The organism is uncultured Shewanella sp. (assembly GCF_947497935.1).
In the GTDB taxonomy this organism is placed as follows: Bacteria; Pseudomonadota; Gammaproteobacteria; order Enterobacterales; family Shewanellaceae; genus Shewanella.
The window spans coordinates 80,488-94,250 of sequence record NZ_CANMIO010000003.1 but is presented as its reverse complement, the minus strand read 5'-3'; the positions used below and the strand labels follow the sequence as shown (position 1 = coordinate 94,250).

The 13,763-nt window shown below is 42.7% G+C and carries 16 protein-coding genes; 7 read left to right on the top strand and 9 right to left on the bottom strand.

Annotated features, from left to right (window positions below; genetic code table 11):
• Positions 1–27: 27 nt before the first annotated feature.
• A complete protein-coding gene (syd, locus tag Q1A86_RS04430) occupies positions 28–669 on the top strand; it encodes a SecY-interacting protein (RefSeq protein ID WP_299803341.1) in 642 nt (213 codons plus the stop codon).
• 87 nt (positions 670–756) lie between these two features.
• Here syd and Q1A86_RS04425 read toward each other — a convergent pair whose 3' ends face one another.
• On the bottom strand, positions 757–1,530 hold the full coding sequence (locus Q1A86_RS04425) for a Zn-ribbon-containing protein (RefSeq protein ID WP_299803340.1): 774 nt from the start codon (positions 1,528–1,530) through the stop codon (positions 757–759).
• Positions 1,530–1,880, bottom strand: a complete 351-nt coding sequence (locus tag Q1A86_RS04420) for a hypothetical protein (RefSeq protein WP_299803337.1) — start codon at positions 1,878–1,880, stop codon at positions 1,530–1,532. Before Q1A86_RS04420 ends, Q1A86_RS04425 begins: the two co-directional genes overlap by 1 nt.
• A 138-nt stretch (positions 1,881–2,018) precedes the next feature.
• Between Q1A86_RS04420 and Q1A86_RS04415 the strand changes: the two genes are divergently transcribed.
• Positions 2,019–2,411, top strand: a complete 393-nt coding sequence (locus tag Q1A86_RS04415) for a DUF3192 domain-containing protein (RefSeq protein WP_299803334.1) — start codon at positions 2,019–2,021, stop codon at positions 2,409–2,411.
• Positions 2,412–2,417: 6 nt separating this feature from the next.
• On the opposite strand, the gene Q1A86_RS04410 is transcribed toward Q1A86_RS04415, so the two are convergent.
• Positions 2,418–2,648 carry a DUF2789 domain-containing protein gene (locus tag Q1A86_RS04410; protein ID WP_299803331.1) on the bottom strand — a complete coding sequence of 77 codons (231 nt, stop codon included), beginning with the start codon at positions 2,646–2,648 and terminating at the stop codon, positions 2,418–2,420.
• A gap of 185 nt (positions 2,649–2,833) precedes the next feature.
• On the opposite strand from Q1A86_RS04410, the gene Q1A86_RS04405 reads away from it, so the two are divergent.
• On the top strand, positions 2,834–3,472 hold the full coding sequence (locus tag Q1A86_RS04405; protein ID WP_299803329.1) for a GNAT family N-acetyltransferase: 639 nt from the start codon (positions 2,834–2,836) through the stop codon (positions 3,470–3,472).
• Positions 3,465–3,767 (top strand): DUF962 domain-containing protein, encoded by a 303-nt coding sequence (locus tag Q1A86_RS04400; protein WP_299803326.1) that lies wholly within the window; start codon positions 3,465–3,467, stop codon positions 3,765–3,767. Before Q1A86_RS04405 ends, Q1A86_RS04400 begins: the two co-directional genes overlap by 8 nt.
• A gap of 1,166 nt (positions 3,768–4,933) precedes the next feature.
• Here Q1A86_RS04400 and Q1A86_RS04395 read toward each other — a convergent pair.
• Positions 4,934–5,329, bottom strand: a complete 396-nt coding sequence (locus tag Q1A86_RS04395) for a DUF3301 domain-containing protein (RefSeq protein WP_299803324.1) — start codon at positions 5,327–5,329, stop codon at positions 4,934–4,936.
• A complete protein-coding gene (locus tag Q1A86_RS04390) occupies positions 5,326–6,339 on the bottom strand; it encodes a DUF3549 family protein (protein WP_299803322.1) in 1,014 nt (337 codons plus the stop codon). Before Q1A86_RS04390 ends, Q1A86_RS04395 begins: the two co-directional genes overlap by 4 nt.
• 121 nt (positions 6,340–6,460) lie before the next feature.
• On the opposite strand from Q1A86_RS04390, the gene Q1A86_RS04385 reads away from it, so the two are divergent.
• The 3 genes from Q1A86_RS04385 (at position 6,461) to Q1A86_RS04375 (ending at position 8,497) form a co-directional block, all read left to right on the top strand.
• Positions 6,461–6,781, top strand: coding sequence for a YqcC family protein (locus Q1A86_RS04385; RefSeq protein ID WP_299803319.1), 321 nt, complete (start codon positions 6,461–6,463; stop codon positions 6,779–6,781).
• Positions 6,782–6,804: 23 nt separating this feature from the next.
• Positions 6,805–7,659, top strand: a complete 855-nt coding sequence (gene truC, locus Q1A86_RS04380) for a tRNA pseudouridine(65) synthase TruC (protein ID WP_299803316.1) — start codon at positions 6,805–6,807, stop codon at positions 7,657–7,659.
• Between the two features lie 373 nt (positions 7,660–8,032).
• On the top strand, positions 8,033–8,497 hold the full coding sequence (locus Q1A86_RS04375; protein WP_299803314.1) for a flavodoxin: 465 nt from the start codon (positions 8,033–8,035) through the stop codon (positions 8,495–8,497).
• Positions 8,498–8,630: 133 nt separating this feature from the next.
• Here Q1A86_RS04375 and Q1A86_RS04370 read toward each other — a convergent pair whose 3' ends face one another.
• The 4 genes from Q1A86_RS04370 to map all read right to left on the bottom strand — a co-directional run bounded on the left by Q1A86_RS04370 (position 8,631) and on the right by map (position 13,617).
• Positions 8,631–8,975 carry a DUF3718 domain-containing protein gene (locus Q1A86_RS04370; RefSeq protein ID WP_299803312.1) on the bottom strand — a complete coding sequence of 115 codons (345 nt, stop codon included), beginning with the start codon at positions 8,973–8,975 and terminating at the stop codon, positions 8,631–8,633.
• Positions 8,976–9,183: 208 nt separating this feature from the next.
• A complete protein-coding gene (dapD, locus tag Q1A86_RS04365; protein ID WP_299803310.1) occupies positions 9,184–10,008 on the bottom strand; it encodes a 2,3,4,5-tetrahydropyridine-2,6-dicarboxylate N-succinyltransferase in 825 nt (274 codons plus the stop codon).
• Between the two features lie 31 nt (positions 10,009–10,039).
• Positions 10,040–12,595 (bottom strand): bifunctional uridylyltransferase/uridylyl-removing protein GlnD, encoded by a 2,556-nt coding sequence (glnD, locus tag Q1A86_RS04360; RefSeq protein ID WP_299803307.1) that lies wholly within the window; start codon positions 12,593–12,595, stop codon positions 10,040–10,042.
• 221 nt (positions 12,596–12,816) lie between these two features.
• On the bottom strand, positions 12,817–13,617 hold the full coding sequence (gene map, locus Q1A86_RS04355) for a type I methionyl aminopeptidase (protein ID WP_299803304.1): 801 nt from the start codon (positions 13,615–13,617) through the stop codon (positions 12,817–12,819).
• Positions 13,618–13,763 lie beyond the last annotated feature (146 nt).

The following is a 13,763-nucleotide window of genomic DNA, read 5'->3' as shown; positions in this document are numbered from 1 at the left end:
ATTATAACTGATTTGGAACAGTCTTCAGTGTCTTCTTTACCCGCTTTAGATCTTTTTTTATCTAAATATCAACAAGCCTACGTAGATAAACTGGGTGAACGCCCTCGATATTATGCCCAAGAGCAAGAGTCTGACTGCATTGTAGGTGAGATGGACAGTGACGGTGCCGTTTTTTGGCAAGGAGTTGTTCGCGAATTTTCAGGACAGTTTGATAACGTCGAATCGGCGCTTGAATTGACGCTTTGCCCAGAGATAAACGCGTTTTATGGTCGTCATTTTTCTGCGCCGCTGTTTTTTGATTCACAATGGGGGAGTGGTGAACTCATTCAAGTGTGGAATCAAACTGACTTTGAGTACCTGCAACAGAACATCATCGGCCATTTAATGATGAAGAAGAAGCTTAAGCAGGAAGCGACCTGGTTTATTGGTGTGTTAGATGATGAAGACAAGATGCTAACGGTGAATAATGCCGATGGCAGTGTTTGGATTGAGATCCCTGGCGAAGTTCAAACGACTAAGTTGGCCGAAACCTTAGATGAATTTATCAATCAATTAACACCGCGGGTGACACCAGCCGTTAAGCCGGTTGAGGAGTCGATGCCAGAGCTAGACCATCCCGGTATTTGGCAGCGTATGAAGCTGATGTGGGCTAATCTACGCGGTAAATAATTCTATATTTTACACTAATGCTGCAAATAAAAATGGCGCTTTAATATAAGCGCCATTTTTATAGCTGTTAATAAGTGATCTAGAGAGCTATAAGTGATCCCACGAGATGTTGGACACGATACGGCAGGCCTCACAGCGAAAGTGAAACATATCCAACAAAGGTTCATCTAATAACCATTCTTTACTGCCGCATTTGGGGCAGGCGCGTTGCTTTTCTGCTGCAAGGCTTTCACCACCGACACGGTATAGGTAATAATAAGTAGGAATCTTGGTTAAATATTCGACTCTACCGCGCAGATCCCAACCACGTCTAAATAGATCGCTCTGATGACTAGTTAGCTCTTCCAATGCGGCAAATTCAGCTTTTGTAGCTGCGGCCATTTGTAGTTCATCACAGGCTTGCCATTCTGTTTGCCAGCGGATCATACGTTTATGATCGCCATTGGCAGTTGCCGGAATTTGATACAGTGGAATAGGCTGCAATGTGTCACCGTTTCGCAGTGGTGAGCACATATGAACGTAGCTAGTATAAAGTAGTTGCCAGCTTGGTGTGTCTTGGCTCGAGACCTCAGAGTTAATATCTTGGCCTATATACTTTTCTCGTGGTGCGAGTAATTTTGCTTCGGTTAATCCTTCTAGTGCACTATTTACCCATGGGCTATTGAAGCGCTTTGATAAGCTGCTTTTTTCAGGCGTTAACATACGCGCTTTAAACTCACCTTCATTAAAGGCGACGGCGAATTCGCGTCCTAACACCTGTCCATTAGCGCGATAGGCTTCAAGTAGGCCATTTATCGCTTTTTCAGCTGCGCTGATGGTCGTGTCATCAAAGCATTCAAATCTTAACTCAACCACATGCATCAGTTGTCGTATCCTTTAGTATCCGCCAATTGCTTTTCTAATTGGTTAAATTGTGTTTTTAGTAAATCGAATTCGCCTCTTAGATCAGCAAGTTCTTGTTCGAGTTTTTCGATTTTTTTTGTGTGGTCCATTGGCGTTTTTTCGGGTTCACTATCCACAGTTGTTGAGAACTGCGCTGAAAGTGCTGCTCTATCTTCCGCGCTCATGGATTTAAACTGTTGCAGGCCTTGGATCAAAATAGGCATGGGGATGCTATTGCCGAGTTTGATTTTAATGAGTGCTAGTGTCGGAGTTCTACCTTCATCACTAATTTTCTTGGCTGCATTAAGCACTTTTTCTAATGGACTCATGGTTAGTCAAATTCCTTACTCGTTAGCCTTATCGATTATAGATTAGCGAAGCTAAAACTTTTAAAACATTAAACTAACTTAAAAACAATAACTTAACCTTTGGCATGTTAATTGCTTTTTTACATAAAACTAAAAACAATGTTAAGACAGGAAGTTAAAGTGACGAATAAATTATTAGGTTTAGCATTTTTTGGGATTGCAAGCTTAGGGCTAACGGGCTGCGTGGTCAATGTTGGAGATGGGGAATCAGATTGGGGTAACAGTGGATCGTGGGAAAAGGTTCAAGATAATAACCGTAAAAACCTGTCAAAGATTGCTTTAGGTATGTCTAAAGATCAAGTCGTGACCTTGATGGGGACAGCCGATTTTAACGAGGCCTATATTCAACAAGATAAAGAGGTTTACGTACTTTTCTATCGTACACAACGCACCCATGGTGATGGTAAAACCACAAAAGATGAGTGTACGCCTGTGGTGATCAGTAATAATGCCGTAGTGGGCTGGGGCGAAATGGCTTATAGCAAGATCTAGGCAAGTCTATTTTCTTAGCAAGGTGTCCAAGTGATCGATAACTTCCGACCATTGGGCATCTTGTGCTAGCGATTCAATTAAGAAATGCTTTTGTGCTGTATTCCAAAATGGTGCCTCATATAGCTGCACCGTATCGGGCAGGTGATGATCCTTAATGAATGTTTCAATCGCAGCGTCATCGTTTTCAAGGCCTAACTGCAAAAACAAATTGGCAAAGTTTTGTGTTGTCATATCCATCTTTATTCCTGCAATTATTGTTGCTGCTTTCATAAGTATGGTCGAAATACCAGAATTGGCTGCACTATTCTTGACTGCTTTTATCTGCAAAATAATTGGCATTAGCACTTTTAGTTGATTATTAATTGCACTTTCTCAACAGCTTGATACATTGGGTAAGTGTGATCTAGCTCAAGGAATTTGCAATGGAAAACCAAGCCATGGAAGAATGTCGCGCTGTATATTTAACTGCAGAAGATTTACGCATTGCGGCCTCAATCCTATATAACGCTTACCACGATGACCCATTCTTCATTGAAACGCTTTTTACCGGCGACCAAGCACAGTATGAACAAAAACTGCGTGGTGCAATTCGAGAAGAGCTAAATGAACTGTGGCAACAGGAGCAAGCGCTTATCGGTATGTTTATAGGGGAGCGATTGGTAGGAGTGGCTTGTATAGTGACTCAACAAGTTCCCTTAGGTGAAGCACGTTATTGGCACTGGCGGTTAAAAATGCTGTTAAGTGCGGGTTGGCAATCGACTCAAGCCCTGATCAATAAAGAAAATCAAATAATCGAAAATCTGCCTAGTAAGCAGTGCGGTATTTTGCAATTTATTGCGATTGCGAATAATGAGCAAGGCAAGGGTTATGGTGGGCTACTGGTAAACGCTGTACTTAGTTGGTGTGATGAACAACCTCACCTCGATGGCGTCGGAGTATTTGCCAATCATCCCGCTCATATCACGCTATTTACCCACCACGGTTTTGAAATGATAGAACCTCTTAGCATAGGTAATGTAAGCGGAGAACTATTGTTCTATAGGGGGATTGTGAATGAGTAAACGTTATTCCTCTTTCGCAGAGTTTTATCCGTTTTATCTGTCTCAACACCAAGATAAGACATGCCGAATACTTCACTATGTAGGAAGTAGCTTGGTGATTTTCACATTAATTTATAGTGTGTTGAGTGCCCAATGGGGCATGTTAATGCTTTTACCCGTAATAGGTTATGGCTTTGCTTGGATTGGGCACTTTGTTTTTGAAAAAAATAGACCAGCGACTTTTGAATACCCTTTATATAGCTTTATGGCGGATTGGGTAATGTTGTATAGAGCGCTAACTCATAGAAAGTACTGATTTATTCGCTTTGAGATAGCTTTTATGTGCGAGATCTCTCACCTTGTTGTGGGAGATAAATTAGGAATCATAGAGATAATCGTCACAGTTAATTGTTAAGTACTTTAAAATCAATAGATTAACCAAGATTTCTCATGTTAATACTTGGTTGCGGTTTTGTGGTTTTGCTGTGTGGGCAGAAAAATATTAGGCTTATGAGTAAACTTATCATCAGAAAGAGACGAGTACTAAGGATAGCACTTAGTTCTTTCTAGTTATTTAGTACAGAAGCCAATTATTTTTACCTAAAGGTATGCTGATAAAGCTTTTTTAGTTGAACATAATGGTTTTGCAGGATGCAAGAAGGACAACCTCAGGAAGAGGAATTTAGCTTAGGATAAGCTAATGAAAGGAATCAGTACGTAAGTACAAGGATATAAAGGGATTTACAAGGAAGATGCAGGAAGCAAGTTAACCAAGGATGATGCAGGGAATGCACATTTATAGCGGGAAAGCTAAAATAAAGTAGTGCTAGGGCGTACCGAATGGTACGCCCTTTCTTTGTTTAGCTCTTGGTTAAGACTATTGGTAGATTTAGTGTGAGAGATCTCTTACAAATTTGTGAGAAATTAGTCCTGAATGCGGCTATTTAATCTAGTGTTATTAATAATAAATCTTTTAAATACAGCCAATTAAAACCTATTGAAAAACTAGAGTTTTATAACTGGTATGTTAAATAAATGTTTAACTCCATTTTTTAGCTAGTTTTTGCATTAATATTTAGATGTGCAAGGAAGCATGTTATCTCAAAGATTAAGGATAATCTGGTGTTAAGGAATGACACCTAAAGGATGCGTCCAAGGAGCGGCTAAACACTCCAGGAAGGAAGGTTTACTACCTAGGAAGGTAGAATGCTAAGGATAGTACTTGAATGGACTCTCAAGGATGACCATTGGACACGTTCAGGATAGAGCAAGCTTGGTAAATGGAATACCAAGAAAAATGGACATGTACCCTAAGGTACAAGGATGAGAAAGGTTCATGGATGATGCAGGAGCAAAGTTACGCATGGATGGTGCAGGGAGCACTCATATAGCAGGATGAGCTTACACAACAATAGAAAAGGCACGTCTCCTCTGGGGCCGTGCCTTTACTTCATTTAGTTGTTTGTATTGTTTGCTGATAAACTATTTGCAACGTCCGGAGTTACAGCCACCGCGAGAGCGTCCACCACAGCCACCACCTAGAGATCCCTTCGCCTCAGGCGCTTCATTCCACTCTGGTTCTGGGAATATTGGCCATTGTATTTTTTGTATCTTCTTACCGTGCATCCATAAGCTGCCACGATATTGATTGATACCATCTGTGCTAAATTCAAATAGGTATTTTACTTTCCAGGTCAATCCACTGCTGCCACCAAGGCTAGGTTTTGCGGACTCTTGCGCAATAGCCAGCAGTTGAACTTTTTGCTTTTGGCACTCTTTATTCGTAAAAACTCTGCTTATTTCAGCCATTTGCCTTAATTGCCAAAAAAAAGCAGCAACCATTACTACTGCGGCAATAATCAAAAAATCTGTCATCATCCTTTCGTTACCTTGAACAAACCGCCAATTGCAGTTGCAAGCTCTGAGCTACGATTTGGATTACGTAGTTGAGCGAGTAGCTGCGTGCGAATTAATGGAATAGCCACAATATCAGCAAAAATCTGGTTAAAGAAGTGTTGTTGCTGTTTTGCTAAGGCTTCTAAGTAGATAGTGAGAGTTTGCTCATCTTTTAATGCCGACCAGTTACGTGCGGCGATGGTAATGAGCATCTCAGCAGATAAAGCGTTAGCGTTACTTAAGTTAGCGATGGCTTGCTGGCTAAGTTTTGGCTGAGAGGCTAAAGCACGTAGGAAATAGGTCTTATCGTTATCCTCTGCACTATCGAGCTTATTCAAGATCTTCATCGCGAGCATTTCATCAATATTCAAGTGTTCTAAGCATTGGCACACGGCGACTTGAACCTCTAAAGCCCAATTATCAAAACCATTTGTTAATTGAGTTTGGTGATCCAGCTCGTTGGCTCTGACACATACATCAGCAATGCCTTGTAAGCCGATATTTTGCCACTGCTCTGCAGGATACTGTCCCGATATGTATTGATAAGCAAACTCATATTGTGGCGATGCTTTTTGTCCTAGTTGCTTGCGCACTAAGGCGTTAAATACCGCCAGTTTTTCTTGAGTAGGCTTAAAATTAAATGGGTGGTTAGCCAGCTGTTCTTGCTGCTGCTCGGTTAGCGGTTGAGTGGGATCTCGTCCTAGGGCCTCGACTATCATTTTGATAAACTGTGTGCGTGGTGCAGGAGACAATAAACCACGCTCATCGAGAGGAAGTTTAATAAACCAAATATAGTGTTGCTGGCTAGCATCCCAGAACACAATGGCAAACTGTGCGTGCCCCTGGATTGGCGAAGGGTAAGGGCAATGTAGTTCTTCTATCTGATGAAATGCCATCATATCGATATGTTGTACTCGACGGCCCATGTCATAAACTTGGAATTGAGTATTAGCCGTTTTTAAAAAATCATTGAGGGTCGTTATTTGAGTCATATCGTTATCGAGTGTAGGTTAATTAACGCATATTATAGGGATAAGTGTGTCTAGATGGTATCATCTCGCGCTAATTTTCTAGTGGTGAAAAGATGAAGTTGATGACTGTGAGAGGGGCGAATTGATTACCGTAAATGCAAGGGAGAAGCTATTAGCTTTGGAAGCAGAGATGGCGAAGCAAGGCTTATTAAGTTCCGTGGCCCCAACAGAGCAAGCGTTAGCGAGTACAACGCCATTTGCATGCGACGTGATGCCATTTGAACAATGGTTACAGTTTATATTCTTACCGAAAATGCATTACTTGATAGATAATCAAATACCGCTACCTACAGCGATATCGATAGCCCCCATGGCGGAACATGTGTGGGCGGCTAACATAGAGTATAAGCGGGTCATTCAACTGCTCACTGAGCTAGATGCATTATTGAGTCAAGCAAGATAACGGTATTACAAGAGATACGTACAATGAGTGATAACACTAAAGATACCTCCCAAAGCGAACAACTTGATGAGAGCTTGCTCGAACAAGACTTGAGTCAAGATGAAGAGCAAGAGATCGCGCCTCATATCGAAGTGCTATTTGAAGATGATGATATTGTGGTGATCCACAAGCCTGCTGGTTTGTTAGTGCATCGCAGTTATCTTGCTAGGCGTGAGCGCTTCTTTGCTATGCAACTGACTCGAGATATTGTTGGTTGTCATGTATTCCCTGTACACAGGCTAGATAGACCGACTTCAGGTATTTTACTGTTTGCTAAGAGTAGCGAAATGGCGAATGTCCTGTGTGAGCAGTTTGCAGCCCATACGATCGATAAAGAATATTTAGCGATTGTTCGCGGCAATATGCATGAGGCTGCAACGCTGGACTATGCCCTCAAAGAGGAGCTTGATGAGCTAGGCGATAAAGATGTGGATCCTAACAAGGCTGCGCAAGATGCAGTAACCAGCTATAAGCCATTATTAAATAGTGAAATCCCATTCTCTTCGGGTCGCTATGCAACGAGTCGTTATGCCTTGGTGCAGCTTTCCCCTCATACAGGACGTAAACATCAATTAAGACGTCATATGGCGCATTTACGCCACCCCATTCTTGGTGATACCACTCATGGTGACGGTAAACAGAATAAGTTCTTTCGTTCTCACTTTGGCATCAATAGATTGTGGCTAATAGCTAAGAAACTAAGCTTTAATCATCCAAGAACCGGTGAGCGCATGAGCGTCGAAACTGAGCTAGAGGCTGAGTGGTTAACTTTGTTTGAAGGTCTTGGTTGGCATGAAGAGGCACTCTCTCTGGACACTCAGCCGATTATCATAGCCTGATGCTTTAGTCGCAATAGGTCACCGGCTTAGCGCTCATAGCTTAAAAGGCTCATGGTTTTTAGCTAAAAAGGAGTGATACAGGACTATGCTCTTTATTGATTCTAAGTTTTTTGTTGAGTTTTCTCTTTGCTGGAGTCGAGTTCAAGGTTACTGATCGGGGTCATACTTAATTTGAAGCACTGCACCGTATGGAAATAGCACATCCTGCGAACATGGGCGCTACGCTGAAGATGTTTTCGGTGTCTTTGTCTGCAAGAGTGTCTCATTGAGGTGGATCCTTGTTAGCATTCACTTCTTGATTGCGACAACGCTTGCCGCGACGTTTATCAGTATGATAAGGATATAACTAAATGGCTTTTAGGCGAAGTAAAACATGAAAAAAGTGAATCTAGTTTTTGGAACAGTTTACGGCGGTGCTCAGTATGTCGCTGAAACGTTACAGGGCGCGTTAATCGAATTAGGTCGTGATGTAAATCTGTATCAACCAGAACAGCTTATGGGCTTTGTGCCACCAGTGAATGAATTATTATTGGTAGTATGCTCGACAACCGGGCAGGGCGATCTTCCCGATGATATTCAACCTTGGTTTAATGAGATGAAGTCGAAAGCGCCATACCTACCAGATCTTAGATTTGGTTTAATTGCGCTGGGTGACTCAAGCTATGAAACCTACTGCGGCGCGGGTGAGCAGTTTTTAAGCCTGTTTGAAGAACTCGGGGCTAAACGTCTAGGTGAGTTTTTAAAAATTGATGCGGGTGAAACAATGGAGCCTGAAGTCGAAGCATTAGCTTGGTTACCTCATTGGAATAAGCTTATCGATACCGAGCTTGCAGCCTAAGGTTTTAATGGGTTCGCTTTAAGGTTGATATGGCAAACTTTAGGCGAGCCTATAAGATTGGGTGTTGCTACTATCTTTAGCCAAAATAAAAGAGGCGAAAGCCTCCTTTATTGTTCTTTTTAAGATAAAAAGTTTATTCATAGTTGACCACATAAAGCTCTGCATCATATTCAGTCATCGCAATATCTTTAATCGTTACTGTTCCTCGGTTGTATGGTGCGATTCTCTTAGCCGTTCTGTCGGCTCCAGCATTGACGGTAAAATTGTAAAAGCTCTCACCGTTACACACTAAGCGCGGAAAAACGAGACGTTTATTGATGCGATATTCTTTCATTGTGCGGTTAAACGTCACCACATTGTTGCTGAGACCTGCTTTACAGACTTGTATTAAGGTTTGTTCTATTTGCGGTGACATTGCAGCGTTAATACTAAATGACATGGCTAGTGCAGCACCAGCTAAAGCAAATGTTTTAATCATGTCTTGCTCCTTCACTCTCATTGGGGTTCACTCTTGAGTAAAGCTTAATGTCCTATGTTCACCTTACTAACAGTGGTAGAGTTGTATCAAGATGTTGAGAAGGGCACAAAGTGTGTCTGTAGATGTCAAAGTGTGTCAATTGTGAAAGAATAAAAAAATCCCGCCATAGGCGGGATTCTTGAGTAGACTTAGCGCTTAGCTATAGGGCTTAGTCAACGATGCGCAGTAGCTCATTAATGCCGACTTTACCGCGGGTTTTCTCATCAACTTTCTTAACGATGATTGCAGCGTATAGGCTATAAGTACCACACTTCGAAGGTAGGTTACCGGCAACAACGACAGAACCCGCTGGCACACGACCATAATGGATTTCACCAGTTTCGCGGTCAAAAATACGCGTGCTTTGACCGATATAAACGCCCATAGAGATCACGCTGCCTTCTTCAACGATAACGCCCTCAACGATTTCAGAACGTGCACCGATGAAACAGTTATCTTCGATAATGGTTGGGCCTGCCTGTAGAGGCTCTAAAACGCCACCGATACCAACACCACCAGATAGGTGAACATTCTTACCAATTTGAGCACAAGAGCCTACAGTTGCCCATGTGTCAACCATAGAGCCTTCATCAACATAAGCACCAAGGTTAACGTAAGATGGCATTAGAACTGTGTTCTTACCAATAAATGAGCCCTTGCGTACCGCTGCTGGTGGTACAACACGAATCGCTTCTTTACGGAAACGCGCTTCGTCATAATCGGCAAACTTCATTGGCACTTTGTCGAAGTATTTGGTTTCTGCGCCATCGATGACTTGATTGTCGAAAATACGGAATGAAAGCAGTACGGCTTTTTTCAACCACTGATGAACATGCCACTGACCGTCAATTTTCTCGGCAACTCTGGCTTCGCCAGTGTCTAGCATAGCAATCGCTTTTTCAACATCAGCGCGAACACTTGGTTCAACTGTTGCTGGTGTGATCTCTGCGCGCGCTTCAAAAGCCGCCTCAATACGTTGGCGTAAAGCCTCCATTAACTTCTCCCAATATTTTGTTTAAAAAAATCTATAAAGCACAGGTCAGTGCTTCACGTAATTTAGCTTGTTGCATGGCATCGAGTTGTTGCCCGTCAGCGCTTTGCAACAAAAAGAAATCTTCCGCCCGCTCACCTATGGTGGTGATTTTTGCGGCAAGCAGGGTTATTTCGCAGCGATAAAATACTTCACCGACTCTTGCGAGTAATCCAGGTGAGTCGAGTGCGATGAGTTCCATCATACTTTTACCATGGCTTCGGGTCTCAGGGAAACTCACTTGGGTTGCAACTTTAAAAGGTTTCATCTTTCTTGAAAGATTTCTAAACTTTGGCAACTTAGGCGTTTCATTACTTAAGGCTTTTATTAACGTCTTCTTGATCCCTTGGATCCTGGAAAGCTGCGACACAGGCTCGCCATCTTGTTCCAAAATAACAAAAGAGTCTAGCGCATAGTTGTCTTTGGAGGTCATGATGCTCGCGTCATGAACAGTAATATTCTTATTGTCTAATATCGCCATCACGGTAGCAAACAACTTGGGTTTATCTTTGCCGTAGACAAACAGTTCGGTACCACCGCGCGTTACATGTTTAGAGATCAGAACTAAGGCTTCATCTTGCTTATGCTTGATGATAGCTTCTGCGTGCCAAGCTATCTGATTAGGTTGGCTGCGTAGAAAGTAATCGGCTTTAAAGCGTTGCCATAACGCGTCTAGATCTTTCTCTTTGATCCCACGTCGCAGTAACTCTTTCTTAGCTTTAGCTTGGTGTTCTCGTACCCGTGCTCGGATATCGACCGGCTTTTCTTTGCCTCGGGAGAGAACTCGCTGAGTGGAAAAGTACAGATCTCGCAGAAGTGAGCCTTTCCAGCTATTCCAAGTTTTCTCATTGGTAGCACAGATATCGGCAACCGTTAGGCAATAGAGGTAACTCAAGTGCACTGCATCACGAACGCGCTCGGCGAAATCTGCAACGACATCGGGATCGGAAATATCACGGCGCTGGGCAGTAACAGACATGACTAGGTGATTTTCCACTAACCAACTGACTAGGCGGCCATCATGATCGTTCATGCCATGTAACTTACAAAAGTCTAACGCGTCGGTAGCGCCAAGCTTACTGTGATCGCCTCCACGGCCCTTAGCGATATCGTGAAAAATTGCAGCAAGAACCAATAAGCCTTTCTTAGGCAGTTGATTAATGAGTACTGAGCCAAGAGGGAATTCCTCTTTTTGCTCTGGCTGAGAAAAACTTTCGATGTTGAGCAGTAATCTATGGGTATGCTCATCAACGGTATAGGCATGGAATAGGTCAAATTGCATCTGACCTTCGATAGCACGCCAAGCGGGTAGGTAAGCAGAAAGTACGCCGTGTTTATGCATCAAGGAAAGGGATACGATACCGCGAGGGTGACGTAGGATCTGCATAAACAACTGACGGCAGGACTCGTGATACATGAGCGCCTGAGGCTGCGCACGCCTAGCTCGACGTAAACTGCGCAGCGTCGAGGCATAAATGGATTTTATATTAGAGTTTTTTGCGACACACAAAAACAGCTTTAAGATGTTTTCTGGGCTATCGAAGAGATCATAACTTAAACTCTCAATAAATTGGCCTCTGCGCTGAAACTGTTCATCAATTGACACCACTTCTAAGGCTTTTATATGGCCTAGTGTTGCCCGTTTGAATAGCTGAAGTAGCATCTGATTGAGTTCCATTACACGCCTAACTGTGCGGTAATAGTTCTTCATCATTTGCTCGACGGCTAGTTGGGTGCCGTCTTCATAGCCCATCAGTTTAGCAACCTGAGGTTGCAGGTCGAATAACAATCGGTTTTCATCACGACCAGATATAAGATGTAATGAACATCTTAATTGCCATAAAAAGTCTTGAGCTTCCAGTAATTCATCGAGCTCAATCGGCTCTAGAAATCCGTGAAACACCAGTTCTTCAAATTTTTCGGCATTGAAGTGACGCATAGCCACCCAAGCGACGGTTTGAATATCTCTAAGACCACCAGGACAGCTTTTAAGATTCGGTTCTAAGTCAAATGCATTAGCGCGGCTATGACGGGCGGCCTGTTCATCACGTTTAGCGACGTAAAAATCGCTGCTTGGCCAAAAATCATCTTGACGAATGTTACGATAAAGGAGAGTAAATAGGGCCTGAGGGCCGCATAAAAGGCGCGACTCGAGTAGGTTGGTCGCAACTGTGATATCGGCGCGACCTTGCTCTAACGTTTGTTCGATACTGCGAACGCTATGACCTACCTCTAGGCCTGCATCCCAAATAAAGGCGATGAAGGCACTCAATGCCTGCTCGGCGTCATGAGATAACTCGGCTTCTGTCAAAAACAGCAGATCCACATCGGATTGAGGGTGCAATTCTCCACGGCCATAGCCGCCCACGGCAACCAGAGCTATGGGATAGTGATCTAGCTTGTGTGCACTCCATTGCTGCTGAAGTAGCTTATCGACATGTTGACAGCGAGTACTCACTATCGAACGAATATCTGATTTCGCATTAAAGCTTTCCAATATCGTTTGGTTTAAGTCGATTAAAGCGTTTTTGGCAGATTGAGCACTATTCATCAAATCTCTTCTTCGAGAACGGATCCGTTGAGAACGATTATCTATGCAAAAACCACGAATTTAAAGGGCTTTATGGTGATTAATGATGAGTAAGCGATGAATCACGTAAGTTGTTCTATTTTGGTGCAGGTGTTTGTTGGCTATTTGAACGTTAATTTGCAGTTAATAAAAAAGGCGTGAATCATCACGCCTTTTAAACTTAACTTAACGAGCTATCGAAATTAGTGATTGATTACTCTAGGTAGCTCTTTTTCTTCTTCTCTTAAGGTTAGCACTTCTACGCCAGTCTTAGTGACCAAAAGCGTGTGTTCCCACTGAGCTGAATTTTTACCATCAGAGGTAGTAACCGTCCAGTTGTCTTTCTTATCTAAAACACTGGTGTGACGACCCGCATTGATCATCGGCTCGATAGTAAAACACATACCCGCTCGAAGTACGGTTTTGTCATTATTTTTGTAATGCATTACTTGTGGCTCTTCATGGAAGCCTGCACCAATACCGTGACCGCAATAATCGGTAACAATACTGTACTTCTCGAGGCCGGTTTTCTTTGACTTAATAAATTTCTCTATCAGGGTTCCGATCTCACCTAGTTTCATACCAGGTTTTACTTTTTTAATACTGGTGTAAAGTGCTTCTTGAGCGATACGGCAAAGACGTACGTTCTTTGGACTGACATCGCCAATGAGGAACATTTTTGAAGTATCACCGTGGTAGCCATCTTTGATTACTGTGATATCAATATTGACGATATCACCATCAACGAGTGGACGGTCACTTGGAATACCGTGACAGATCACATCATTGATCGAAGTACAAATTGATTTTGGGAAGCCGTGATAATCAAGTGGAGCTGAGATAGCGTCCTGCTCTTCGGTATACTTAGCGCAAATATCATTAAGCTCGTTTGTGGTTACACCGGCTTTTACGTGTGGGGCAATCATCTCGAGCACTTGAGCGGCCAGCTTACCCGCGGCACGCATCTTTTCAATCTCTTCAGCAGTCTTAATTACTATACTCATTCTAATGTCTCTTAATGTCTTTCAATGTCTAAAATTAGTCGTCTTTCTATATGACGAGGTTGCCCAAAAAACGACGTAAATATTTGTGCTTTTTTTCAAATTATGGTATAAAGCGCGCCGTTATGTTTGACTCTTGTCGATCCCAC